This is a genomic window from Streptosporangium sp. NPDC002544 (assembly GCF_040295965.1).
GTDB lineage: Bacteria > Actinomycetota > Actinomycetes > Streptosporangiales > Streptosporangiaceae > Streptosporangium.
Window position 1 is genome coordinate 583,610 of the sequence record NZ_JBEOWJ010000001.1, and the last position, 20,306, is coordinate 603,915.

Below are 20,306 nucleotides of genomic sequence, written 5' to 3' on the forward strand. Positions count from 1 at the left end.
GACGACGACACTTCAGGAGACGACGTGGCAACTCCATCGTCACCACCGGCCCGGCCGGTCAGGTCCAGGACCTCCGGCCCCTGGGCGAAGCTGAGCACCGTGGCGCTGTGGATGCCCTTCCCGGCGCTGCTCTGGGTCGGAGGTTACGCGGGTGCGGAGCCACGGTTGTTCGGCCTCCCGTTCTTCTACTGGTACCAGTTCCTGTGGATTTTCCTGTCCTCCGGCCTCACCTGGTGCGCCTACCTCCACACGACCTCCCGCCCGGTGCGCACCGGCGCGCACCGGCCCGCCGATCGCGGAGAGGGAATCCGATGAACCGAGACGGCATCGACTGGACCGCTCTCACGATCCTCGTGATCTTCTTTCTGATCGTCACGGTCATGGGGTTCGCCGCGGTCCAGGGCAGGAAGGGCCGCCACATCACGGGCACCGTGAACGCGCTGGACCAGTGGGGGCTGGCCGACCGGGGCTTCGGCACCCTCTCCTCGTGGCTGCTCCTGGGCGGCAACATCTACACGGCCTACACGTTCATCGCGATACCGGCGGCGATGTTCGCCTCGGGCGCGGTGAGCGGCTTCTTCGCCGTCCCCTACACCATCATCGTGTATCCGTTGATCTTCACTGTCATGCCGCGCCTGTGGTCGGTGGCCCATCGGCACGGCTATGTCACTCCCGCCGACTTCGTGCGCGGACGCTACCGGAGCAGGGGGCTCGCACTGGCGGTGGCCCTGACCGGACTGCTGGCCACCCTGCCCTACATCGCGTTGCAACTGGTGGGGATCCAGGCCGTGTTCGAGGTGCTCGGCCTGGGGAGCAGCAACCCCCTCGTCAACGATCTGCCTCTCGCCGTCGCCTTTGCCGTGCTGGCCGCCTTCACCTACGTCAGCGGGCTCCGGGCACCCGCGCTCATCGCCGTCCTGAAGGCCTTTCTGCTGTGCCTCGTCGTGACGGTCGCGTTCGTCGTCCTGCTCCCACGGCTGGGCGGCTTTGAGACGATCTTCGCCTCGGCCCAGGGGAGGATGGCGGCGCCCGACCCGAAGACGGGGCGACCGACCGGGGTCTTCATCCCGGGAGCGAGCGGTTTCTGGCCGTACGCCACGCTGGCCCTCGGGTCGGCGATGGCACTGGTGGTGTATCCGCACACGGTCACCACCGTGCTCGCGACCAGAAGCCGGGACGTCGTGCGCCGCAGTGCCGCACTTCTGCCGGCCTTCACGCTGGTTCTCGGCCTGTTCGCGCTGCTCGGCTTCTTCGCGATCGCGGCCGGTACGCGCCCTGTCGGCATGGACGGTCAGCCCAACCCCCAGCTCGCGATCCCGCGGCTCTTCGTGGACCTGTTCCCGAGCTGGTTCAGCGGTATCGCCCTGGCCACCATAGCCATCAGCGCGCTTGTACCCGCCGCGATCATGTCCATCGCCGCCGCCAACCTCTTCAGCCGTAACGTCTATCGCGAGTTCATCAGGCCGGACGCGAGTTCCCAGGACGAGCTGCGCGTCTCCAAGGCGGCCTCCCTTCTCGTCAAGTTCGGAGCGCTGGCCTTCGTGCTGTTCCTCGACAGGAAGTTCGCGCTGGACTTCCAGCTCCTCGGCGGAATCTGGATCCTGCAGACCTTCCCGGCGATCGTGGTCGGGCTCTACACCCGCTGGTTCCACCCCGGAGCGCTGCTCGTCGGCTGGGCGTTCGGCATGGTGTACGGCACCGTCACCGCGTACGGCATCGTCAACCCCGGAACCGGCAGGCACTTCGGCGGATCGCTCGCGGAGATCCCGATCATCGGCGACGGCCGTCTCGGCTACGTCGCCCTGACCGCCTGCGTGCTGAACGCGGCCGTCAGCGTGGCCGCCACCCTCGCGTTCCGGGCGGCGAAACGGCCGGCGGGCCGCGACCAGACCTCGGCCGACGACTACCACGCGGACATCGACGACCCACGCGTCGAACCCATCCGGGAGCTCATCCGGTGAGAAGGACTCCCGACCACCGGCAGCCCGTTCGAAGGCCCGCCGGCCGCCCCGTTCCGTACGAGATCTGGGAGCGGTGCCGATACCGGGGACCTGCCGGGGCGGTCCGGATACTGTGTATGTGGACCGCGCCGTCGAAGGGCATGTCACCGACCGTTCCCGAGACGTCGCCTGGATCTGCACCCGTTTCGAAGAGCTCCGCACGGAGGCCTCGCCCCCGCGAGCGAGCATCGACCTCAAGACGAAGGTGATGGACACATGGACGCGGACCTGAGCAACGCCGTCTGGCGCAAGGCGGCTCCGGGTGGCGACACCGGTGAAGACTGTGTCGAGGTGGCCGTGATCGACGACCTCGACGAGGGGCACAAGGCCGGAGCCGGTCCCCTCTACGTGCTGCGCGACTCCAAGAACCCGGACGGCCCGAAGCTGTTCTTCACCCGTTCGGAGTGGGACGCCTTCGTCGGCGGCGTGAAACTCGGCGAGTTCGACAACTGACGGAGCCAGGCCCGAAGACCCCCGTCCGAGACGGGGGTCTTTTCGTTCGGCGGTCCAGGTAGCCGGTCTCGGTCCGGTCTTTCCGGTCCGGGTGGCCGGGCCTGTAGCTCTTCCTCGCCGGCTTCGCCCGTATGGCGGCCCGTCCGGCCTTCCGGGTCTGTGCGGCCGGGTCCTGCCCGGCTCCCCGGCGCGATTCCTTTCCCTGGCTTTGAAGGGGGCGGAGCTCCCACGACCGGTGCCTTCCGGAATCCGGGTTACCCACCCTGACCTGGGTGAACGTCCGATCGGCCAGGAAAGCCGAGGCTGAGGGGCCGGCCGCGCGGGTGAGATCGGCCGCGCGTTTTTGAAAATACAATATTCCCCAAAAGCATTCTTATACTAAATTATGGGTTTTTTTGTGAGTTTATATGGATATTGCGAATATTGTGATTACTGGTGGATTCGAAGGATTGACATGAGGAGGGCTTATGAACTTCAACATGATCTTTCCTGCAGGGGGGCGGGTCGAATGCTGCGGCTGGAGGCGCCGCCGCTTCCATCGCCGCCACTGGCGCAGGCGTCACTGGGGCTGGTGGTGGTGAGCGACGAGGCTCTCGAACGGTCAACACGCATTCGAACGGGTTCCCGGCACATGCCGGGAACCCGTAGCCGTGTTCGAAGACGGTTCGCGCCGTCCTCCCACTCCGAGGATCCTCTGTCGTTCCGGCCCCGCGCGGTGCTCGTCGGCTGATCGCACTCGTTCACCTGTGGCATCGGAGACCCTCGGCGCCAATGCACACCTCCATGTATATTTGATTCAGATCGATGCATACACGGGAGGTGCTTCATGAGCCGGACAATGATCGACCTGGATGACGATCTGCTGGCCGAGGTCGCCAAGGCGTTGGGGACCGGCACGAAGAAGGAGACGGTCAACGCCGCGCTGCGTGAGGTGCTGGAGAACCGGCGCCGGGCATTGGCCTTGGCCCGGCTGCGTGGCGCGGCTTCCGAAGGCGCCTTCGACCTGGAGATCTTCGACGAGAAAGGGAACTACCGGCGGTGAGCGCCGCGCAGTTCCTCATGGACACCAGCGCGTTGGCCCGGCTCATGCGTGGTGAGGCCGAGACCTACGGCTGGGATCAGGCAGTCGCGGCAGGGCTGGTCGCCGTATGTCCGATCACCGAACTGGAGTTCTTCTACAGTGCGCGATCTCTGGCGGATCGTGAGCGGGGGATCGAGGACATGCGCCAGTTGTTCGGCTGGGTGCCCGTTGACGACCGCGCGTACGACCGGGCATGGCGGGTTCAGGGCCTGCTCACGGAGAGAGGGTGGCATCGCAGCGCGGGCCCCGTGGATCTCGTGCTGGCGGCGACCGCCGAGCTGCGAGGGCTCACGTTGCTACACCGTGATCACGACTTCGAGCGCATAGCCGCGGTCACCGGTCAGGCACTCCAGTGGTACGGCCCGGAAGCGGGGAAGTAGTCGCCCGGACGGTGACCGGTGCCAGGGTGTGGGGAGTGCGTCCCGCAAGGTGCTCCGGCCGGACGCCGGGATGTCGCCACGGCCCGCTCCCGCGCATCGCGGGAGCGGGCCGTGGCGGGAGAAGGCGTGACGACGAGTCGCGGCCAGAGGGCCGAGCGAGGGGCTGAAAGAGGAGCGGCGCGGTCAGGGGCGGCCGAGGGCGCGGTAGTGCCAGCCTGAGGCGCGCCAGGTCTCGGCGTCGAGGGCGTTGCGGCCGTCGACGATCTTGCGGGAGGCCACCACGGAACCCAGCTCCTCGGGGTCCATGGTGATGAACTCCTGCCACTCGGTCAGCAGCAGCACCACATGGGCGTCCCTGGCCGCCTCCAGGGCGGAGGCGCCGTAGGAGAGCCGGGGGTGGGCCCGGCGGGCGTTCTCCTGGGCGACGGGGTCGTAGACGGTGACCCGGCCACCCTGCTCGCTGATCTTGACGGCGACGTCCAGGGCGGGGGAGTCGCGGATGTCGTCGGAGTTGGGTTTGAACGCGGCGCCGAGCACGGCGACGGTGCAGTTGTGGAAAGAGCCTCCGGCCAGCTCGCGGGCCAGGTCGACCATGCGGGCCCGGCGGCGCATGTTGATCGCGTCCACCTCGCGCAGGAAGGTCAGCGCCTGGTCGGCGCCGAGCTCTCCGGCGCGGGCCATGAAGGCGCGGATGTCCTTGGGCAGGCAGCCGCCGCCGAAGCCGAGCCCGGGGTTGAGGAACTTGCCGCCGATGCGGTCGTCGAAGGAGAGCGCCAGGGAGAGTTGCTTGACGTCGGCGTGCGCGGCCTCGCAGACCTCGGCCATCGCGTTGATGAAGGAGATCTTCGTGGCGAGGAAGGCGTTGGCGGCCACCTTGACCAGCTCGGCCGTGGGGTAGTCGGTGATCACCATCGGGGTGCCCATCTCCAGCATGGAGGCGTACACCTCCCGCATGACCTTCTCCGCCCTGTCGGAGGCGACGCCGAGCACGATCCGGTCGGGGTGCAGGGTGTCCTTCACCGCGAAGCCCTCACGGAGGAACTCGGGGTTCCACGCCAGCTCGGCGCCCGCGCCGATGGGGGCCAGCCGCGCCAGCTTGTCGGCCAGGCGCTGGGCGGTGCCGACCGGGACCGTGGACTTGCCGACGACCAGGCACTCGCGCGTCAGGTGAGGGGCCAGCGACTCGATCGCGGCGTCCAGGTAGGACACGTCCGCCGCGTACTCTCCCGGCTTCTGGGGGGTGCCCAGGCACAGGAAGTGCACGTCTCCGAAGGCCGCGGCCTCCTCGTACGAGGTGGTGAAGCGCAGCCGCCCGTTGGCCAGGTTACGTCGCAGCACCTCTTGCAGGCCCGGTTCGTAGATGGGCAGGTCACCGGCCTGTAGGCGGCCGATCTTCTCCGCGTCCACGTCGAGGCTGAGGACTTCGAAGCCCAGCTCGGCCATGCAGGCGGACGTCGTCGCACCGAGGTATCCGGTTCCCACCATCGTCAGGCGGTAGGCCACTGGTGCTCCTTTCGGTTCTGCCCAATTATTTGCCGTCAGAGTATCGGCATCTGACACTTCCACTTTGCCACCTGCGTAAACGCGGAAGGACATACCACATGGGGTGGAGCGCTCCAGTGTTTGTTGGACGTCCTACTATTTCCCTATGAGCTACCCTCTCTACGCACTGCCCGAGGAGCACCAGATGCTCCGCGAGACGGTCCGCGCCCTCGCCGACGAGAAGATCGCCCCTCGTGCCGCGGAGGTCGACGAGACCGGGGAGTTTCCCTCGGACGTCTACAAGGCGCTCGTCGCGGCGGACCTGCACGCCGTGCACGTTCCCGAGGAGTACGGCGGCGCCGGTGCCGACGCGCTCGCGACGGTCATCGTCATCGAGGAGGTGGCGCGGGCCTGCGCCTCGTCCTCGCTGATCCCCGCCGTCAACAAGCTCGGGACCGTCCCGCTGCTGCTGTCGGCCTCCGAGGAGCTCAAGCAGCAGTATCTTCCGGCGGTCGCGCGGGGCGACGGGATGTTCTCGTACGCCCTGTCGGAGGCGGAGGCGGGCAGCGACGCCGCCGCCATGAAGACCCGCGCGGTCGCGGACGGCGACCACTACGTGCTCAACGGCGCCAAGATGTGGATCACCAACGCCGGGGTGTCGGAGTACTACACGGTGATGGCCGTCACCGAGCCGGGCGTCGGAGCCAGGGGCATCTCCGCGTTCGTCGTGGAGAAGGCCGACGAGGGCGTCAGTTTCGGGGCCAAGGAGCGCAAGCTCGGTATCAAGGGCTCCCCGACCCGCCAGGTCATCCTGGAGAACGTGCGGATTCCCGCTTCCCGGATGATCGGCGCCCCCGGCACCGGTTTCAAGACCGCCCTGGCCACCCTGGACCACACCCGCATCACCATCGCCGCCCAGGCGCTCGGCATCGCCCAGGGCGCGCTGGACTACGCGATCGGCTACATCAAGGAGCGCAAGCAGTTCGGCAAGGCCGTCGCCGACTTCCAGGGCGTCCAGTTCATGGTCGCCGACATGGCCATGAAGCTGGAGGCCGCCCGCCAGCTCACCTACGTCGCCGCGGCCAAGTCCGAGCGTGCCATGCACGGCGAGCCCCAGGCCGACCTCACCTTCATCTCCAGCGCGGCCAAGTGCGCCGCCTCGGACGCCGCCATGGAGATCACCACCGACGCGGTCCAGCTCCTCGGCGGGTACGGCTACACCAGCGACTACCCGGTCGAGCGCATGATGCGCGATGCCAAGATCACCCAGATCTACGAGGGCACCAACCAGATCCAGCGCCTGGTGATGGCCCGCCAGCTCCTCAAGTAACCCCTGAAGTGCACGAACCCCGCCCCCATCTCTTCAGGGGCGGGGCTCGCTGTCTCCTGATTTCGACGCTAAACGATCACTGTTCCGTCCCTGTTCCGTGAGAGACGGCGCGCGGCCGGAACATGCGCTCGTCGATGGCCTTCCGGGCACGGTCGTGGGAGCCGGGCATCATGTGGGCGTAGACACGGAGAGTGAAACCGGGGTCCGCGTGGCCGAGGTACTCGGCGAGCTCTCTAATAGAGACGGCCCCGGCGAGCATGACACTCGCGTAGTAGTGCCGCAGTTGGTGAAGCCCTTCCTTACGGGAGGTTGCGAACCGCTTCCGGGCGCGGGTGTCCTTCTCAGGGGCCGGGATGACGCCGCCGGCTACGAGGGCGGGTTTCCAGATGAGTTCGCTGTAGCTGCGTGCCCTGATGAACTTGTTGTCCGTCCAGCGGAACAGCAGGTTGTGTGTCCGGAGCTTGCCGCTTGGCTTCTCCCAGGGCAGCGAGCAGACGAGCGGAGGATACGCCTTCACGTGCTGCCGGATCGCCTCAGCGGCCCATTGGGGGAGCGGAACAACACGCTCGCGGTCGTTCTTGGGCAGCGCGTAGACGTGGTCAGCGCCCAGCTTCTTGATCTGCCGCCTGACCCGGATCAGCTCCTCGTCGAAGTCGACGTCCTCTAGGGCGAGGCCGAAGATCTCACCTTGCCGGAGCCCACAGGAAGTGGCAATGATCGGGATCAGGCGGAAGAGATCGGGATGGGCATGGATCACCGCGTGGACTCGCTCGTCAGCCCAGGCGATCAGCTCTTCCCCGCTGTGCTTGGGCACCTGGACGACTGGCGATCGGGCTGGATTCTTTTTGATCGCCTCGTCTGCGATGGCTAGTTCCAGGACTCCTTGCAGGACGAGGAACGATGTCTTGATGGTCGATGGCCCGTAGCGCTCGTTCAGGTCACTGATCCATGCCTGAACGAGCGAGGGGAGGATGCTCTTCACCTGCCGCCGGTCGAAGGTGGGGGCGACATGGAGGCGATAGATGTACTCGTATCGGACCTTGGTTGACGGGTCGACGATGCGGGAGTCCAGCCAGCGTGCAGCGAAGTCGGCGAAGAGCGTCTTACCGGCATTCGGATCGATGTACTCACCGCGGCTGACGTCAGTCTCCATGGACGACGCCTTCTTCTCCGCGTCGGCTTTCCGCCCGAACACGGTCGATACTTCTTTCCCATCGGGATCAAGCCAGACCGCGAGCCAGCGCTTGCCGATGCCGTATCGCGCGGTCTTAACCTTCTCCGTCTTGCCGTCCGGGCGGCGGATGGTCTTAGTCCACAGGTCCTTGACGAAGGCCACGGCCTACTCCTGTTCCCGGACCCAGGACACGACGTCCTCTGGCACGTAGCGCAGGTAACGGCCGATCCGACGGCTCTTCGGACCAGTGCCCAGGTGCCGCCACTGGTAGAGCGTGGCCACGGGGATGCGGAGATAGAGCGAGACGTCCTCGACATCCCAGAGATTGTCAATGGAGGCCATTAGCGTTCCCCTCGTGCCATGAAGGAGGTAGGGGAGTGCCGGTGAGAGCAGCGGTGAGAAGCGCGTCACCGGCGGAGAAGCCCTGTCCGGCGTACTCCCAGTGCGAGACGACGAGCACGGTGTCCTCGTCGAAGAGCGGAAGGCGTCCGGTGGTGATCGCTTCCCCACGCATGTACTCGGTGCGAGCAGCGCGGATGTCGCCGAGGGTGGTGGAGTAGCGGCGGCTCTTGGTGGAGAAGTGGCCGCGGAAGCCGAGCATGTGAGCCCATTTGATGAGCCGGAACTCGGTCAGTTCGTCGAAGGCGCCCAGGCGCAGGCACTCGGCGATGAGCCGCCGGGCGTGGTCGCGGATCGGCAGGGCGGTCAGGTCGTCGAGGGGGTTGATGCGCCGGTCGAGGGTGCCGACGCATTCGGCGGCTTTGGTGGCGTACTTGGCGATGTAAGCGGCTACGGCCTGTTCGGTGAGGTCACCGGTCACGGTGATCTCGCGGATGTCGAGTTGAGCGCCCCATTGGAAGGCCCGCGCGGGTTCACCAGGTACCGCAGGGACGGTGACCGCGACGGCGGAGGCTGCGTGCTGTACGGCGTTGGTCAGCAGGTCGGCTGTCGCCCAGGCCGGTGGAGGGGTAGCCGGCCCCTCGGGGCCGTCGACGCGGATGACCGCGTGAAAGTGGACGACGCCGCGCCGCTGGTACTCGGCGACTTTGGCGAAGGAGATCGTGAGCTGTTCGCGGAGTTCGCGGAGCGTTAGTCCGGCGTTCCTGGCGACGCGTCGGCGTAGAGCTTCGGTGAGGCGTCGCCACAGTTCCGGGGACATGGCGTTGAACAGCACGCTTCCCGCGTAGTCGTAGCAGTCCGGGCACAGCGGTTCACCGAGGCGACTCTCGTCGGCCCCGTGCCGAGCGGTGCAGGACATGACGCGCCCGTGCGGGCAGGTGGCCGCATCGCGTCGAGCGTGGCACGGCAGGACGGTCCCGTTCTTCTCTCGCCGGGTGTGGACGGTCCCGAAGGAGGGAGCCGTCAGGGTGACGAACAGGCAGGGGTGCGCGGTGACCGAGGCCGGGACGCCCTTGCCGCCGACCAGGCCGGCGCGGATGAGTTGGTAGGTGTCGGCTCGGTAGGTCTCGGCGCAGGCCGGGCAGCGGGAGGCGCGCCGGGTCTTGCAGGGGACGCGAAGGATGCCGTCCGGTTCGGTCACGGTGGTGTAGCTGTGCGGGCGTTGGCCGGTGGCGGGGTCGAGGTGGTGGACGTGGCCGCGGAGGTGGATGGGCTGTCGACAGCCGCCGGTCCGGCGGATTTGGGAGGCCCAGCGGGCGTATTGGGGGTCGTGGAGCCGGGTGATCATCCCGGCTACCGCGTGGGTGCTTGGCATGATGGGGGTGTCCCTTCCGGGCTTTCGAGGTTCGGTGTGGGATGGCCCCCGACGTGGCGGACGTCTTGGCGGATGTGTGGTCACGCCGGGGGCGCCAAGGACTCTCAGCTGAAGCCGAGGCCCTCGCAGTGCTCGCAGGTCTGGCCGTAGCTGTCGACGCCGGTCCCGCCGCAGTGGCAGCACAGCCAGCGCTTGGGCGCGATGTCGACGAGCGGGGATTCCTGGTCGTCGGTCACGTGATCCACCTCCCCCCGGTGCGCTTGGGCGCGGTATCGAGGAACACACGCCAGGTGTGTGGCCGCTCGCGCAGCGGCAGCACCGGCGAGACGGAGCCGATGGGGAGGATCGTGCGGATCTTGTTGACGGCATAAGCGATTTCGGCGTGGGTGCCGTCGATGCGGATGCGCATGGGGATCTCTTTTCTGGTCAGGCGGTACGGGACGAGGGGACGGGGGCGGGGTCGACGCAGCCCGCGTAAGAGCTGTCGGCGTCGTGGCGTGCCTTGGCGCGGGCGAGGATGCCCACGGCCGAGTACTCCACTGGCCCGAAGGCGCGGCTTGTCCGGTAGTGGCCGTAACCGATGTCGCCGGGGTCGATGGCGGTGCCGAGGAGTTCGGCGATGGCGTCGATCTCGGCGCACATGTCGGGGTCGGTTCCGGCGGCGAAGTGGAGGAGCTTGGGGAAGGCCGGGACAGGGGCGCCGGGGTTGGCCTCCAGGAAGGCGGCCAGGTCGACGAGTCCGTTGATGACCGCGGCGCGGTGGTCGGTGGTGCTCATGGGGTGTCCTTTCGCTGTCAGACGGGTTCGGGGCTGTCGCGCAGGGAGCGCAGGAGGTCGGAAGCGAGTTGGCTGGAGACTCCGAGGCGGGTGCGCAGGGTGTCGCGGGTGATGGGTCTGCCGTGCCGGGCGTGGTGTTCGTCGGCGACGCGGCGGGCGTAGTCGAGCAGCGCATCGGCCGTACCGGCTTCGTTCTGGCCGTTCTCGGCGCCGTTCTGTTCGTTCTGAGGTCCGTTCTGGCCGGGGACGGCGAGACCGGACAGCGAGGCAGGAGCTGAGGGTCCGGGGACGCCCGCAGGGAGGGTGTTGGGTGCGGGGATGGTTTCCGGCACGGCGTCCGGGACGGGAACGGGTGCCGGGGACGGTTCGGAACGAGGGTCGGTGGAGCGGCGCTCCAGCATGGAGACCGCGATCAGGAACGCTCCGGCCGGGGTTGCTGCGGTGATCCATCCCCAGGCCGACGGGTGGGCTTGGGCGAGGTTCGCGGCCAGGGACAGGGTGATCCCGCCGACGAGGACGAGGGTCGGCCAGGAGATCCAGCCGCTTCGTTCGCGTCCGTTCTTCTTGTCGCGCTGTCGTTCCCGTGCGGCCATGACACAGGTGAGGTCGACGCAGACCGCTATGGCCCAGGCCATCCACCCGGACTGTCCGTGGTCGGTGGCGGTGTCGCGGATGTGGGTGAAGCTGCCGGCCCCGGCGATCGCGGCGAGGATCAGCACCGGCGCGGAGTCGGCCAGCCGTACGGCCAGACGAGGCGCGGTCGCGGTCACGGTGGTTCTCCTTCCAGGTCCGAAAGGTCAGGCGATGAGTTCGGGGGTGTCGACGCCGGGCAGTTCGTGACCGAGGCCGGAGGCGGCTACCTGGTTCCACGACGGAGCCATGTCGGCGTAGGCGTCCGCGGCTTGCTCTGCGGCGGTGGTGGAGACGTAGCCGGACCGCGCCCGGTACCACCGGCCGTCAGAGCCGGTGATCACGGCCACCCCGGGCAGTTCCGGTGCGATGGAGCGGGCGGCAACGAGGGCGTCGGGGTCGAGGTCGCCCAGCGTCATCACCGCGGTTTCGGGATCGTTGACCCGGTGACAGACCCGCCCGCCGATCTGGGCACGCAACGCGGTCACGCCGGGACCGAGGTCGGAGCCGATCCGTTGCCCGGACAGGATCAGGTGGATGCCGAACGCGCGGCCGAGCTGGGCGATGCGCAGCAGCGCGGTAGCCGTCCGGGTGACCTGATCCTTCTCGGCCTTGTCAGCGGTCAGATACAGCTCGGCGAGTTCGTCGACCAGGACCACGACCGGGATCGGACGTCCGGCGTCGGGGAGTTGCCAGATGTCGCGCACCCCGTAGCGGCGACAGGCCAGCATCCGGGCACCCATCACCGCGATCAGGTCACTGAGAAGGTCGAGGCACTCGGCGCGGGTGGTGGCCAGCGCGGTCAGTCGAGCGGCGTAGGCCGACAGCTCCACCCCGCCTTTGAGGTCGAAGCCGACCAGCGCGACCGGTTGCGGGGCCAAGCCAACGATGAGCGCGTTGATCAGATTGGACTTGCCCGACTGGGTGGCGCCCGCGTTCATCCAGTGCGGAATGAGCCGCAGGTCCATGCGCCAGGCCGCACCGGTCTCCAGCACCCCGACGATGGGCCGGAGCAGGTCCTCGGCCCGCCAGCCGTCGCGCGGTTCCGCCGGAGGGGAGGCGGGGGCGACGTGGGTTAAAGGGTCTTGGGTGATTCCTTGGAGGGTGACGCGGCCAGGCCGGGAAGCGACGACGCGAACCGCCTCGATGCGCCAGGCGTGCGCGAGCCGTTCGCAGACCTTGGCGTAGTCGTCGGGCACCTGGCCGTCGAGGAGGTGGAAGGTGATGCGGAAGCCGTGCCGTACGGGGCGGGGTAGGCCCATCCAGGGTTTGGTGTCGACGGCGACCCGCTGGAAGCGCCGCTTGACCTGCACGACGCCGGTCGAGGCGACCAGGCCGGGGACGGTGGTGAACCACCAGCGGTGCCGCTTCTTGGTCAGCCCGCAGCCGGAGGCGACGTGACGCCAGGACCAGCGCAGCCAGACGGCTTTGCGCGGGAAGACCAGGACGTACCAGTAGGAGAGGGGAGCCCAGCGCCGCCAGGCGAGCAGGACGAGCACGACGGCGAGGACCTTGAGTAACGGGTGGCCGAGGTCGATCACAGGTCCGCCCCCATCCCGGCGGAGAGAGCGGAACCGGCGGGGACGAAGGAGGCGGCCCGGTAGGAGATGCCCCAGCGTCCGCCCTGCTCCCAGACGTAGCCGACCAGGCCGACCGGGACGACCTCCTCACCGGCGGTGATCTGCGGCTCAGGGGTGGTGGTGACCTTAACGAGTTCCATCCGGTTGAACTCGTCCTCGAACAGGAAGGTGAGCTCGTACATGACGTTGCCGTCCTTGTCGCGCTTGATCTCGCCGGTGTCCTTGTTGACGAGGCGGGGCTTGGCGGCCTTGACGCAGGTGATCTGAAGCTTGGTGACGTCGACGGGGATGGGGATGGCGCGCATGATCGTTCCTTTGCTAGATGGAAGCCTTGGCGTACATAGAACGCTTAGAATTCTATGTTGTCAATGAGTTCTTCGGCGGCTTGGTTGGCTTCTTTACGGGGGTGTGTTGAACTGGAGTCGTGGTGCACCTTGCGGTACGCATTACGGTGCGCCGTGGTGCAAGACGGTGCAGCAGACGAGACGAGACGAGACGTAGATGGTGGAGAAGACCGGCCAGCCGGCCTACTTGCAGATCGTCGACGAGCTGCGCGGCCAGATCCGTACCGGCTCACTCGCGCCCGGTATGGCGCTGCCCTCCATCGCCCAGCTGGGCGAGCGCTTCGACGTCTCCGCCAGCGTGGTCAAGGCCGCGATCAGCGTGCTGCGCACCGAGGGACTGGTGATCGGCCAGCAGGGCAAGGGTGTGTTCGTCCGCCAGGCCCCCGCCGAGACCTCCAAGCCCGAGGCATCGGATGTGAACGCCGAGATCCTGGACCAGCTTGCCCAGACGCGCCAGAGCGTCAAGGAGCTGGGTGATCGACTCGCCGCTCTGGAGGCGGCAGTCTTCGCAAAGCAGAAGTGATCTCGCCGATCCGGCACGCCAACTCGTCCAGCTCTGCCCGAATCGCGGCCAATTCCCAGCTGATCCGCTGTGGGTCGACGTTCACAGGTTCCCCCCTTGCTCTGCGGTGCGTTTCGCCTTTCGCGATGGCTTAAGTTCACCGTGAGCTGGGGGTTTCTGGTATCACACCGATCTAGTTAAGCTTCTTCAGTTCTCCTCAACACCCATTTACACAAGCGTTTTCATATGCACGACCGCACACCGCATCACCTCCCCGAAGCGTGAAGGCGAAAGTATGCAACTGAAGACGACCCAGCGACCCGGCTGGACCCCCTCCCGCCTGCGCGAACACCGCGAAGCCCACGGCCTGACCCTGGAAGGCGCAGGCGAACGACTCCGCCAGGCAGCCACCCGCCACGGCCTGAGCGTCCCGGCCGCCAACTTCCAAACGCTGTGGGGACACGAGCAAGGAACCGTGTTCCCCGGACCGCATTATCGGCGCGCTTACTGCCTGCTTTACCAGGCCACCGAACCCGAACTAGGGTTTCGCCCCCCTCTGCCCGGTGAATCACAGAAAGCGGAAATCGTGATTTCCGATTTGCCCACGCCCGCCGATCCCGCAGCCGACAACGCCGCCGCCCAGGTCATCGAGGAGACGTTCACCAAGGTCTCCGTCGGCGGCATCGAGCCGGGCAACTCCCCGCAAGCACTTCTTCGTAACCGCGTGGTCGACGCCTGGCGCAGACGCCACGGCGGAGGCAGTCCCCGCCCCATCCTCACCCTGGTCGGCGGGTACGCCGGATCTGGCAAGACCGAGTTCTCCCGCTTCCTGTCCGACATCACTGGGTGGGCGTTCCTGGACAAGGACTCCCTGACCCGCTCCATCGTCGAGCGGCTGCTCGTCTCCCTCGGAGGCGACCCCAACGACCGCCACACCGACCTGTACCTCAAGGAGGTCCGCCCGCTGGAGTACCGGTGCCTGATGGAGACCGCGTGGGACAACCTCAACGTCGGTACCTCGGCCATCCTGGCGGCCCCGTTCATCGCCGAGCTCAAGGATGAGGCGTGGTTCGCCCGCCTGGAGAACCGGTGCGCCGCCAAGGGGATCGACGTCGCGGCGATCTGGGTTCGCTGCGATCCCGAGTCGATGCGCGAGTACATCGAGTTCCGCGGAGCCGCCCGCGATGCGTGGAAGCTGAGCAACTGGGAGCAGTACGCCGCGAGTTTGAACGTCGAGGCCAGCCCGCCCACCGCGCACGTCACCATCGACAACCGGCTCGGTGCCGCGATCAGCCTGGCCGACCAGACCCGCGAAGCGCTCAAGCGGATCCTGACGTGAGCCCGCAGGGAATCGTCATCTACGGCCCGCCCGCCAGCGGCAAGAACACCATCACCGCAGCCCTCACCCGCCTGGATCCGCGGTTCACCCTGTTGCCCAAGCTCAAGGTCGGCACCGGCCGCGCCGACGGGTACGAGTTCGTCAGCGCCGAGCACCTGGACAAGCTCCGCCAGGCAGGTCGACTGGTCGCCGAGACCCACCGCTACGGCAACGTCTACGCCATCGACCGCCAGACGATCGAAGGCCGCCACGCCGCCGGCTACGTCCCCGTCGTGCACATGGGCAATATCCGTGATCTGCGGCAGCTCATCGGCAAGGTCCCCGATGGATGGCTCCGTGTGCTGCTGTGGGTCCCGCGTGAGGTCACCGAACAGCGATCCCGAAGCCGCGGGGACGTCGATACCGGGAAGCGCCTTGCCGCGTGGGACGAGACACTCACCGACCTGGAGACAAGTATCGACGCCGGGTTCTTTCACCTGCGCATTCACACTGACCGTCGCAGAGCCGAAGCGGCAGCGCACGAGATTAGGAATGCCTACGATCGACTACGGCACGCCATTTGGTTTCAGGCGGAGGCGCGCCGCCTTCGAGACGAGTTGCTACCTGCGCCGGGATCAGGTCCAGCCGCCACCAGGTGCCGCACTGTCGACAACGGGCACCATCAGGCAGAGGATTCGGATGGGTCCACTCCACCTCATGGTGAAGACAGTCAGACCTAGGAGCGTAGCTGCGGGCGCACCGCTCAGCCGTGACCGAGGATTCATCCGCCGTCACGATCAGCGGCGCGTCTCCCTGGGAGCGCCCGCAGTGCGGACACACCGGCGGTACATCGTTCAGCCGGTCTGCAATGCATTGCTGTTCGTCGGCCAGCTGGAGGAGTTCCTCGGCCGTTTCGGCGACCAGGTGCCCGGTGAGCCCGGCGAGCATCTCCTGTTCGGTCAGTACGAGTTCGGGATCGCGGCGCGCGGAGAAGACGCCCCAACCACTTTGTTCGGTCCTCCACCCCTCGATCACCGGCCCACCACCCACCGCAGGAAGCGGCCAAGCCGGAAGCCGTTGAGCGAACCGTTCAGACATCGCATCCTCATTCCGTTCCAGACATGACCGGTGTGGTGAGGTGTGACGGTCCCCTTTCCCAGGGGCGACGCCGTCACGCCCGTTCAGAGGTTCACCCCGCCCCGCGACAGCAGCACGGAGGAATGGTTGAACAAGGTGGTGATCAGGGAGGCATCCGAGACGAACGAACAACAGATCAACAGCAGGAACGTTGTTGGCTTCCACCAACCGCCGCCGCTGTCCAACCGGCCGAGCTGGGTGACCTGCCCCCACAGAAGGTCGACGGATCGATGTCCACGCCCGTACTCATCACCCCGCACCGGTGTGATCCGAAACGGCTGGTCATGATCGCGCTCGAAGGCCAGAAGGTCCCCCAGACGGAGCTCTTCCGCAGGCCGCACCAACGCCCTGGTAGTCAGGCCAGGCGAGCGACCTGGCAGCACCAGCGACCCCGCGCATCCATCAGGCGCGGTCATGCCGGGTACGCGGCTCTCTGCTCCGGCTCCGGCAGCGGATGGAGCTGCCGCAACTCCGCGTACCGCAGGGCAACGCGATACGCGGCCCGGCCAGGCTCTGCGACGGGGTGACGGGCGTAGACGGGACGGTACTGGCGGGGGTTCCAGCCGGTACGCCACCAGAACTGATCCCCTCGACACCACACGATCAGATCCACCCAGACCGACACGAGCGCCAGCCCGTACCCGTCATGCACATCAGCAGTGATCCCATACCGAGTCAGGGCCTCCCGGAGCTCTTCGGCAGCCCTTACCGCTGTGTCGTCGGGGAAGGTCACGGTCACGGCTCACTCCCTTCTCCACGTCAGTCGGCGAAAGCTCTTGGTGGATGGACATCGGCGAGCGGAACCCGGAACCGTGTCCCTTGGCGCCCTCCAGCACCAGGGGACGGGACCGGTGTGGGGAAGCGGTCCTGAGCTGGCACGTAGGCCACCGCTCACCGATGCCATGGCCGCATCATAGACATGCAATTCTATAGAACACCATAGAACACAGCAGTATGTTCTGCTGGAGCGCCCTCCCCTACGGGCTTCTACCGTGTGCTCATGACCGAGTTGCGGGATGATCTGCCCAGGTGGCGACAGGTGCGCGACATCATCATCAAGCGCATCGAGGCCGGCCAGTACAAGCCAGGCCAACGCATCCCCTCGGTCGTCGACCTCACCCAAGAATTCGGCATCGCCACCCAGACCGCACAAAAGGTCATGAACGCCCTACGCAAGGACCGATGGATCCGCACCGAACGCGGTATGGGCAGCTTCGTCACCACCACCGAGGAACGTACCACGGAGCCCGACGAGGCCCCCGAGTAGCTGTTACAGCCTCAAGATCACCGGAGCCCACTCACTCCGGATGAGAACTTTCTCTACGTCTTTAAAGGCGAGCCGCCTTCGGCGTCTCGCCACGCGTCGGGCGGTCGCTGGTCGCGCTGCGGCTCTTCGGCCGGTCGCGACCAGCGCCGCCCACGCGCCAATAGGCCGACAGCGAACTGTCATAAGAGCCGAAGAGACGCCTCCGGCGGGGATCTCCGGCCCCGAGGTGATCGCCGCGCGGGACCGAGGCTGTGGGTGGCTGAGGAGTCTCTGATCACCTCGCACACCATCGACCCAGGCAAGCCCAGCAGACCGGCTCCTCCGGCTCAAGCCCGGCTGTGCAAGCAGGGCAACCAGCAAGCGAGGAAGGTCACCGGGACGCATGTACACGCGAGGCCGGGCTTGATCCTCCGTCCCCGGCCCGCTGCCGCTTCGCGGTGGGTCGATGGCGTACGAGGTGATCAGGGCAGGGAAGCGTGCGGGACCGCACCAGGACGCGGGAGATGCGCTGAAACGGTGGATGTAACGATCCTCATGATTTTCCAGGAGTAATTATCTGATCTTGGGTGTGCGGTTCATCATGGGGCCATGATGCGCGGGTGGAGGATAGCGGCAGGGCTCGCCCTGGTGGTGCTGGGAGTGCTGCTGTTCAAGGCCGGCCTCGACGATGCCGACAAGTGGGCCAGCGTGATCGGCGTATTCGTGGGACTGCTCGGCCTGATCCTGTCCGGGTATGGGGTGATGCTCAGCCACCGTGCGCTGCAATCCGGCCTGCAGGCCACAGGAGTGCAGGTGACGGCATCCGGGACACGGTCGATCGCCGGACAGACCATCTCCGGGAACGTCTCTACTGGCGACACCGTGCCCCCTGATTCGGCCGAGAAGGACAAGACCCCGGCAGGCAACGCCCCGCAGGCCGGTCCCGCGCCTGCCACCGAGGCTCCCCAAACCGCCGGGGCGGCTCAGGTGACGGTGACCGCGTCCGGGGAACGGTCGATCGCCGCACAGACCATCTCCGGAACCGTCTCCACCGGAGATAACGCCACGGGCAACCGCTGAGAGCCGATCATGGGGGACACGACACCGCAGCGCCGCACCGAGATCGAGGCATCAGGCGATAGATCGGTAGCCAGCGGGGAGATCCACGGGCCGGTGAGCACGGGGGACAACTCGCCCGTGGATAACCGGACGATCAGGCTTGAGCCGGGAACGCTGCGGGCTCCGGCCGAGGTGGACCTGACGGCGGCATTGACGAATCTGCCTGATGCGCCCGCCGCGGTGTTCATCGGGCGAGAGAACGTGCTGATGCAGCTCGACCACGAGCTGTCCGGGGACCGGGCGCGGGTGGTCATTGGCCAGGTGATCCACGGCCTGGGCGGCATCGGCAAGACCGAGTTGGCCCGCCAGTACGCCACCGCCAACCGGGACCGCTACCGGCTGAGGTGGTGGATCACCGCCGAGAGCGCCGAGCAGGTCCAGGCCGGGCTTACCGCGCTGGCCGAGCGGCTGCACCCGCCGACGGCGCTGGCCCTGTCCGGGGAGCAGGCGGCCGACTGGGCGAGGGGATGGCTGCAGGCCCACGGGGGCTGGTTGCTGGTGCTCGATAACGTGGAGGAGCCAGCGCATGTGCGGGATCTGCTGGGCCAGCTCCACACCGGGCACATCCTGGTCACCACGCGCCGCTTGGTGCGCTGGCCCGCCGGCGTCCAGCCGATTCCCTTGGAGGTGCTGGACAAGCGCGCATCGGCCGAGCTGATCGCCAGGGTCGGCGAGCGGGACCGGTCCGAAGGCCGGCCCGCCGTCGAGGCGATCGCCGCGGGACTGGGGTATTTGCCGCTGGCGCTGGAACAGGCCGGCGCCTACATTCGCGAGTCCCAAATCAGTCCCGATACGTACCTGTCCCTGCTGACCGCCCATCCCGCGCACATGTACGCCGCATCCCCCGAAGGGGGAGATGCCGAGCGCACCATCGCCCGGCTTTGGCGTGTCCACCTGGACGCCATTGGCAAGCGCAACGCCTACGCGGTGCAGCTACTACGCGTGCTGGCCTGTTACGCCCCCGATGACATCCCCCGCGACATCCTGGGCGCTGAAAGCGACAGGGCCATGGTGCTGGACGCGCTACGGCTGCTGCACTCCTACAGCCTCATCATTCTGACTGAGGGGGCCGTGGCCGTTCACCGGCTCATTCAGGCCGTGGTCGCGGCCGAGGACGAGACCAGGACGACCACTGAGGAGGGCTCTGCTCCGGACCTGGCGCTGGCCTGGTTGGCCGGTGCCTGGACAGCTTCGGCGGAGCTGTCCCCGTCTGAACAGCGCATACGGTGGCGGACACTGAGCCCGCACGCGGAAAGCCTAATCCGCCATCACCCGATTAGCGCCGAATCTCTGGGGAACGTCCAGATCTTCCGTGAAGCCGCCGGCTACGAGCGGGGCGAGGGCAACTACCATCGCGCCCACACATTCGCATCACACGGCCTGGCCGTCGACAGGGCGGTGCTGGGTGAGGAGCACCCGTCCACGTTGACCAGCCGGAACAATCTGGCGACTGTGCTGGGGGATCTGGGGCGGTTGGCTGAGGCTGAGGCTGAGCATCGGGCGGTGCTGGAGATCTGCCGTCGGGTGCTGGGTGAGGAGCACCCGCACACGCTGTCCAGCCGGAACAATCTGGCGAGTGTGCTGAGGGGACTGGGGCGGTTGGCTGAGGCTGAGGCTGAGCATCGGGCGGTGCTGGAGATCTGCCGTCGGGTGCTGGGTGAGGAGCACCCGTACACGCTGTCCGGCTGGAACAATCTGGCGAGTGTGCTGAGGGATCTGGGGCGGTTGGAGGAGGCTGAGGCTGAGCATCGGGCGGTGCTGGAGGTGCGGCGTCGGGTGCTGGGTGAGGAGCACCCCGATGTGTTGACCAGTCGGGGCAATCTGGCGAGTGTGCTGAGGGATCTGGGGCGGTTGGCTGAGGCCGAGGCTGAGCATCGGGTGGTGCTGGAGGTGCGGCGTCGGGTGCTGGGTGAGGAGCACCCAGACACGCTGTCCAGTCGGGGCAATCTGGCGGGTGTGCTGAGGGATCTGGGGCGGTTGGCCGAGGCCGTGGCTGAGCATCGGGCGGTGCTGGAGATCTGCCGTCGGGTGCTGGGTGA

The 20,306-nt window shown here is 67.2% G+C and carries 25 protein-coding genes; 13 read left to right on the forward strand and 12 right to left on the reverse strand.

What is annotated here, in order from left to right; all coding sequences use genetic code 11:
- Positions 1-24 precede the first annotated feature (24 nt).
- The 5 genes from ABT061_RS02700 (at position 25) to ABT061_RS02720 (ending at position 3,914) form a co-directional block, all read left to right on the forward strand.
- The gene (locus tag ABT061_RS02700) at positions 25-315 is read left to right on the forward strand and encodes a DUF3311 domain-containing protein (RefSeq protein WP_350911896.1); all 291 of its coding nucleotides are present in this window, start codon (positions 25-27) and stop codon (positions 313-315) included.
- A complete protein-coding gene (mctP, locus tag ABT061_RS02705; protein WP_350911898.1) occupies positions 312-1,961 on the forward strand; it encodes a monocarboxylate uptake permease MctP in 1,650 nt (549 codons plus the stop codon). Before ABT061_RS02700 ends, mctP begins: the two co-directional genes overlap by 4 nt.
- Positions 1,962-2,216: 255 nt before the next feature.
- Positions 2,217-2,453 carry a DUF397 domain-containing protein gene (locus tag ABT061_RS02710; protein WP_350911900.1) on the forward strand — a complete coding sequence of 79 codons (237 nt, stop codon included), beginning with the start codon at positions 2,217-2,219 and terminating at the stop codon, positions 2,451-2,453.
- Positions 2,454-3,279: 826 nt separating this feature from the next.
- Positions 3,280-3,495 (forward strand): type II toxin-antitoxin system VapB family antitoxin, encoded by a 216-nt coding sequence (locus ABT061_RS02715; protein ID WP_350911902.1) that lies wholly within the window; start codon positions 3,280-3,282, stop codon positions 3,493-3,495.
- Positions 3,492-3,914 carry a PIN domain nuclease gene (locus ABT061_RS02720; RefSeq protein WP_350911904.1) on the forward strand — a complete coding sequence of 141 codons (423 nt, stop codon included), beginning with the start codon at positions 3,492-3,494 and terminating at the stop codon, positions 3,912-3,914. Before ABT061_RS02715 ends, ABT061_RS02720 begins: the two co-directional genes overlap by 4 nt.
- 183 nt (positions 3,915-4,097) lie before the next feature.
- Here the strand turns inward: ABT061_RS02720 and ABT061_RS02725 are convergent, their stop codons facing one another.
- Entirely contained in the window at positions 4,098-5,399 is a 1,302-nt protein-coding gene (locus ABT061_RS02725; protein WP_350911972.1) for a UDP-glucose dehydrogenase family protein, read from the reverse strand.
- Between the two features lie 163 nt (positions 5,400-5,562).
- Between ABT061_RS02725 and ABT061_RS02730 the strand changes: the two genes are divergently transcribed.
- On the forward strand, positions 5,563-6,726 hold the full coding sequence (locus ABT061_RS02730) for an acyl-CoA dehydrogenase family protein (protein ID WP_350911906.1): 1,164 nt from the start codon (positions 5,563-5,565) through the stop codon (positions 6,724-6,726).
- Between the two features lie 76 nt (positions 6,727-6,802).
- Here the strand turns inward: ABT061_RS02730 and ABT061_RS02735 are convergent, their stop codons facing one another.
- From ABT061_RS02735 to ABT061_RS02775, 9 genes are all read right to left on the reverse strand, one after another.
- Positions 6,803-8,062 (reverse strand): tyrosine-type recombinase/integrase, encoded by a 1,260-nt coding sequence (locus tag ABT061_RS02735; RefSeq protein ID WP_350911908.1) that lies wholly within the window; start codon positions 8,060-8,062, stop codon positions 6,803-6,805.
- Between the two features lie 3 nt (positions 8,063-8,065).
- Entirely contained in the window at positions 8,066-8,242 is a 177-nt protein-coding gene (locus ABT061_RS02740; RefSeq protein WP_350911910.1) for a helix-turn-helix transcriptional regulator, read from the reverse strand.
- Entirely contained in the window at positions 8,229-9,614 is a 1,386-nt protein-coding gene (locus tag ABT061_RS02745; RefSeq protein WP_350911912.1) for a replication initiator, read from the reverse strand. The genes ABT061_RS02740 and ABT061_RS02745 overlap by 14 nt, the downstream gene beginning before the upstream one ends.
- A gap of 104 nt (positions 9,615-9,718) precedes the next feature.
- Positions 9,719-9,850: a hypothetical protein gene (locus tag ABT061_RS02750; protein ID WP_350911914.1), complete on the reverse strand. Its 132-nt coding sequence runs from the start codon at positions 9,848-9,850 to the stop codon at positions 9,719-9,721.
- The gene (locus tag ABT061_RS02755) at positions 9,847-10,023 is read right to left on the reverse strand and encodes a hypothetical protein (RefSeq protein ID WP_350911916.1); all 177 of its coding nucleotides are present in this window, start codon (positions 10,021-10,023) and stop codon (positions 9,847-9,849) included. The genes ABT061_RS02750 and ABT061_RS02755 overlap by 4 nt, the downstream gene beginning before the upstream one ends.
- A gap of 17 nt (positions 10,024-10,040) precedes the next feature.
- A complete protein-coding gene (locus ABT061_RS02760; RefSeq protein WP_350911918.1) occupies positions 10,041-10,391 on the reverse strand; it encodes a hypothetical protein in 351 nt (116 codons plus the stop codon).
- Positions 10,392-10,408: 17 nt separating this feature from the next.
- Positions 10,409-11,161, reverse strand: a complete 753-nt coding sequence (locus ABT061_RS02765; RefSeq protein WP_350911920.1) for a DUF2637 domain-containing protein — start codon at positions 11,159-11,161, stop codon at positions 10,409-10,411.
- Between the two features lie 27 nt (positions 11,162-11,188).
- Positions 11,189-12,562 carry an FtsK/SpoIIIE domain-containing protein gene (locus ABT061_RS02770; protein ID WP_350911922.1) on the reverse strand — a complete coding sequence of 458 codons (1,374 nt, stop codon included), beginning with the start codon at positions 12,560-12,562 and terminating at the stop codon, positions 11,189-11,191.
- Positions 12,559-12,906: an SCO3933 family regulatory protein gene (locus ABT061_RS02775; protein ID WP_350911924.1), complete on the reverse strand. Its 348-nt coding sequence runs from the start codon at positions 12,904-12,906 to the stop codon at positions 12,559-12,561. The genes ABT061_RS02770 and ABT061_RS02775 overlap by 4 nt, the downstream gene beginning before the upstream one ends.
- Before the next feature lie 196 nt (positions 12,907-13,102).
- Between ABT061_RS02775 and ABT061_RS02780 the strand changes: the two genes are divergently transcribed.
- The 4 genes from ABT061_RS02780 to ABT061_RS02795 all read left to right on the forward strand — a co-directional run bounded on the left by ABT061_RS02780 (position 13,103) and on the right by ABT061_RS02795 (position 15,890).
- Positions 13,103-13,468, forward strand: a complete 366-nt coding sequence (locus ABT061_RS02780) for a GntR family transcriptional regulator (protein WP_350911926.1) — start codon at positions 13,103-13,105, stop codon at positions 13,466-13,468.
- 565 nt (positions 13,469-14,033) lie between these two features.
- Positions 14,034-14,786, forward strand: coding sequence for a P-loop nucleotide/nucleoside kinase family protein (locus tag ABT061_RS02785; protein ID WP_350911928.1), 753 nt, complete (start codon positions 14,034-14,036; stop codon positions 14,784-14,786).
- Positions 14,783-15,505 (forward strand): guanylate kinase, encoded by a 723-nt coding sequence (locus ABT061_RS02790; RefSeq protein WP_350911930.1) that lies wholly within the window; start codon positions 14,783-14,785, stop codon positions 15,503-15,505. The genes ABT061_RS02785 and ABT061_RS02790 overlap by 4 nt, the downstream gene beginning before the upstream one ends.
- Positions 15,483-15,890: a hypothetical protein gene (locus tag ABT061_RS02795; protein ID WP_350911932.1), complete on the forward strand. Its 408-nt coding sequence runs from the start codon at positions 15,483-15,485 to the stop codon at positions 15,888-15,890. The genes ABT061_RS02790 and ABT061_RS02795 overlap by 23 nt, the downstream gene beginning before the upstream one ends.
- A gap of 56 nt (positions 15,891-15,946) precedes the next feature.
- On the opposite strand, the gene ABT061_RS02800 is transcribed toward ABT061_RS02795, so the two are convergent.
- Together ABT061_RS02800 and ABT061_RS02805 are read right to left on the reverse strand one after the other, a co-directional pair.
- Positions 15,947-16,318, reverse strand: coding sequence for a hypothetical protein (locus ABT061_RS02800; RefSeq protein WP_350911934.1), 372 nt, complete (start codon positions 16,316-16,318; stop codon positions 15,947-15,949).
- A complete protein-coding gene (locus tag ABT061_RS02805) occupies positions 16,315-16,641 on the reverse strand; it encodes a hypothetical protein (protein WP_350911936.1) in 327 nt (108 codons plus the stop codon). The genes ABT061_RS02800 and ABT061_RS02805 overlap by 4 nt, the downstream gene beginning before the upstream one ends.
- Positions 16,642-16,902: 261 nt before the next feature.
- Between ABT061_RS02805 and ABT061_RS02810 the strand changes: the two genes are divergently transcribed.
- The 3 genes from ABT061_RS02810 to fxsT form a co-directional block, all read left to right on the forward strand.
- Positions 16,903-17,169 carry a GntR family transcriptional regulator gene (locus ABT061_RS02810; protein WP_350911938.1) on the forward strand — a complete coding sequence of 89 codons (267 nt, stop codon included), beginning with the start codon at positions 16,903-16,905 and terminating at the stop codon, positions 17,167-17,169.
- A gap of 639 nt (positions 17,170-17,808) precedes the next feature.
- On the forward strand, positions 17,809-18,228 hold the full coding sequence (locus ABT061_RS02815) for a hypothetical protein (protein WP_350911940.1): 420 nt from the start codon (positions 17,809-17,811) through the stop codon (positions 18,226-18,228).
- Positions 18,229-18,237: 9 nt separating this feature from the next.
- On the forward strand, positions 18,238-20,306 hold a 2,069-nt coding region (gene fxsT, locus ABT061_RS02820; protein ID WP_350911942.1), incomplete at its 3' end, for an FxSxx-COOH system tetratricopeptide repeat protein.

Coding starts and splice junctions, on each gene's coding strand:
- mctP (WP_350911898.1), top strand. CDS start 312: ATGAACCGAGACGGCATCGACTGGACCGCTCTCACGATCCTCGTGATC.
- ABT061_RS02710 (WP_350911900.1), top strand. CDS start 2,217: ATGGACGCGGACCTGAGCAACGCCGTCTGGCGCAAGGCGGCTCCGGGT.
- ABT061_RS02715 (WP_350911902.1), top strand. CDS start 3,280: ATGAGCCGGACAATGATCGACCTGGATGACGATCTGCTGGCCGAGGTC.
- ABT061_RS02725 (WP_350911972.1), bottom strand. CDS start 5,399: ATGGTGGGAACCGGATACCTCGGTGCGACGACGTCCGCCTGCATGGCC.
- ABT061_RS02730 (WP_350911906.1), top strand. CDS start 5,563: ATGAGCTACCCTCTCTACGCACTGCCCGAGGAGCACCAGATGCTCCGC.
- ABT061_RS02740 (WP_350911910.1), bottom strand. CDS start 8,242: ATGGCCTCCATTGACAATCTCTGGGATGTCGAGGACGTCTCGCTCTAT.
- ABT061_RS02745 (WP_350911912.1), bottom strand. CDS start 9,614: ATGCCAAGCACCCACGCGGTAGCCGGGATGATCACCCGGCTCCACGAC.
- ABT061_RS02755 (WP_350911916.1), bottom strand. CDS start 10,023: ATGCGCATCCGCATCGACGGCACCCACGCCGAAATCGCTTATGCCGTC.
- ABT061_RS02760 (WP_350911918.1), bottom strand. CDS start 10,391: ATGAGCACCACCGACCACCGCGCCGCGGTCATCAACGGACTCGTCGAC.
- ABT061_RS02775 (WP_350911924.1), bottom strand. CDS start 12,906: ATGCGCGCCATCCCCATCCCCGTCGACGTCACCAAGCTTCAGATCACC.
- ABT061_RS02780 (WP_350911926.1), top strand. CDS start 13,103: ATGGTGGAGAAGACCGGCCAGCCGGCCTACTTGCAGATCGTCGACGAG.
- ABT061_RS02795 (WP_350911932.1), top strand. CDS start 15,483: ATGGTGAAGACAGTCAGACCTAGGAGCGTAGCTGCGGGCGCACCGCTC.
- ABT061_RS02800 (WP_350911934.1), bottom strand. CDS start 16,318: ATGACCGCGCCTGATGGATGCGCGGGGTCGCTGGTGCTGCCAGGTCGC.
- ABT061_RS02810 (WP_350911938.1), top strand. CDS start 16,903: ATGACCGAGTTGCGGGATGATCTGCCCAGGTGGCGACAGGTGCGCGAC.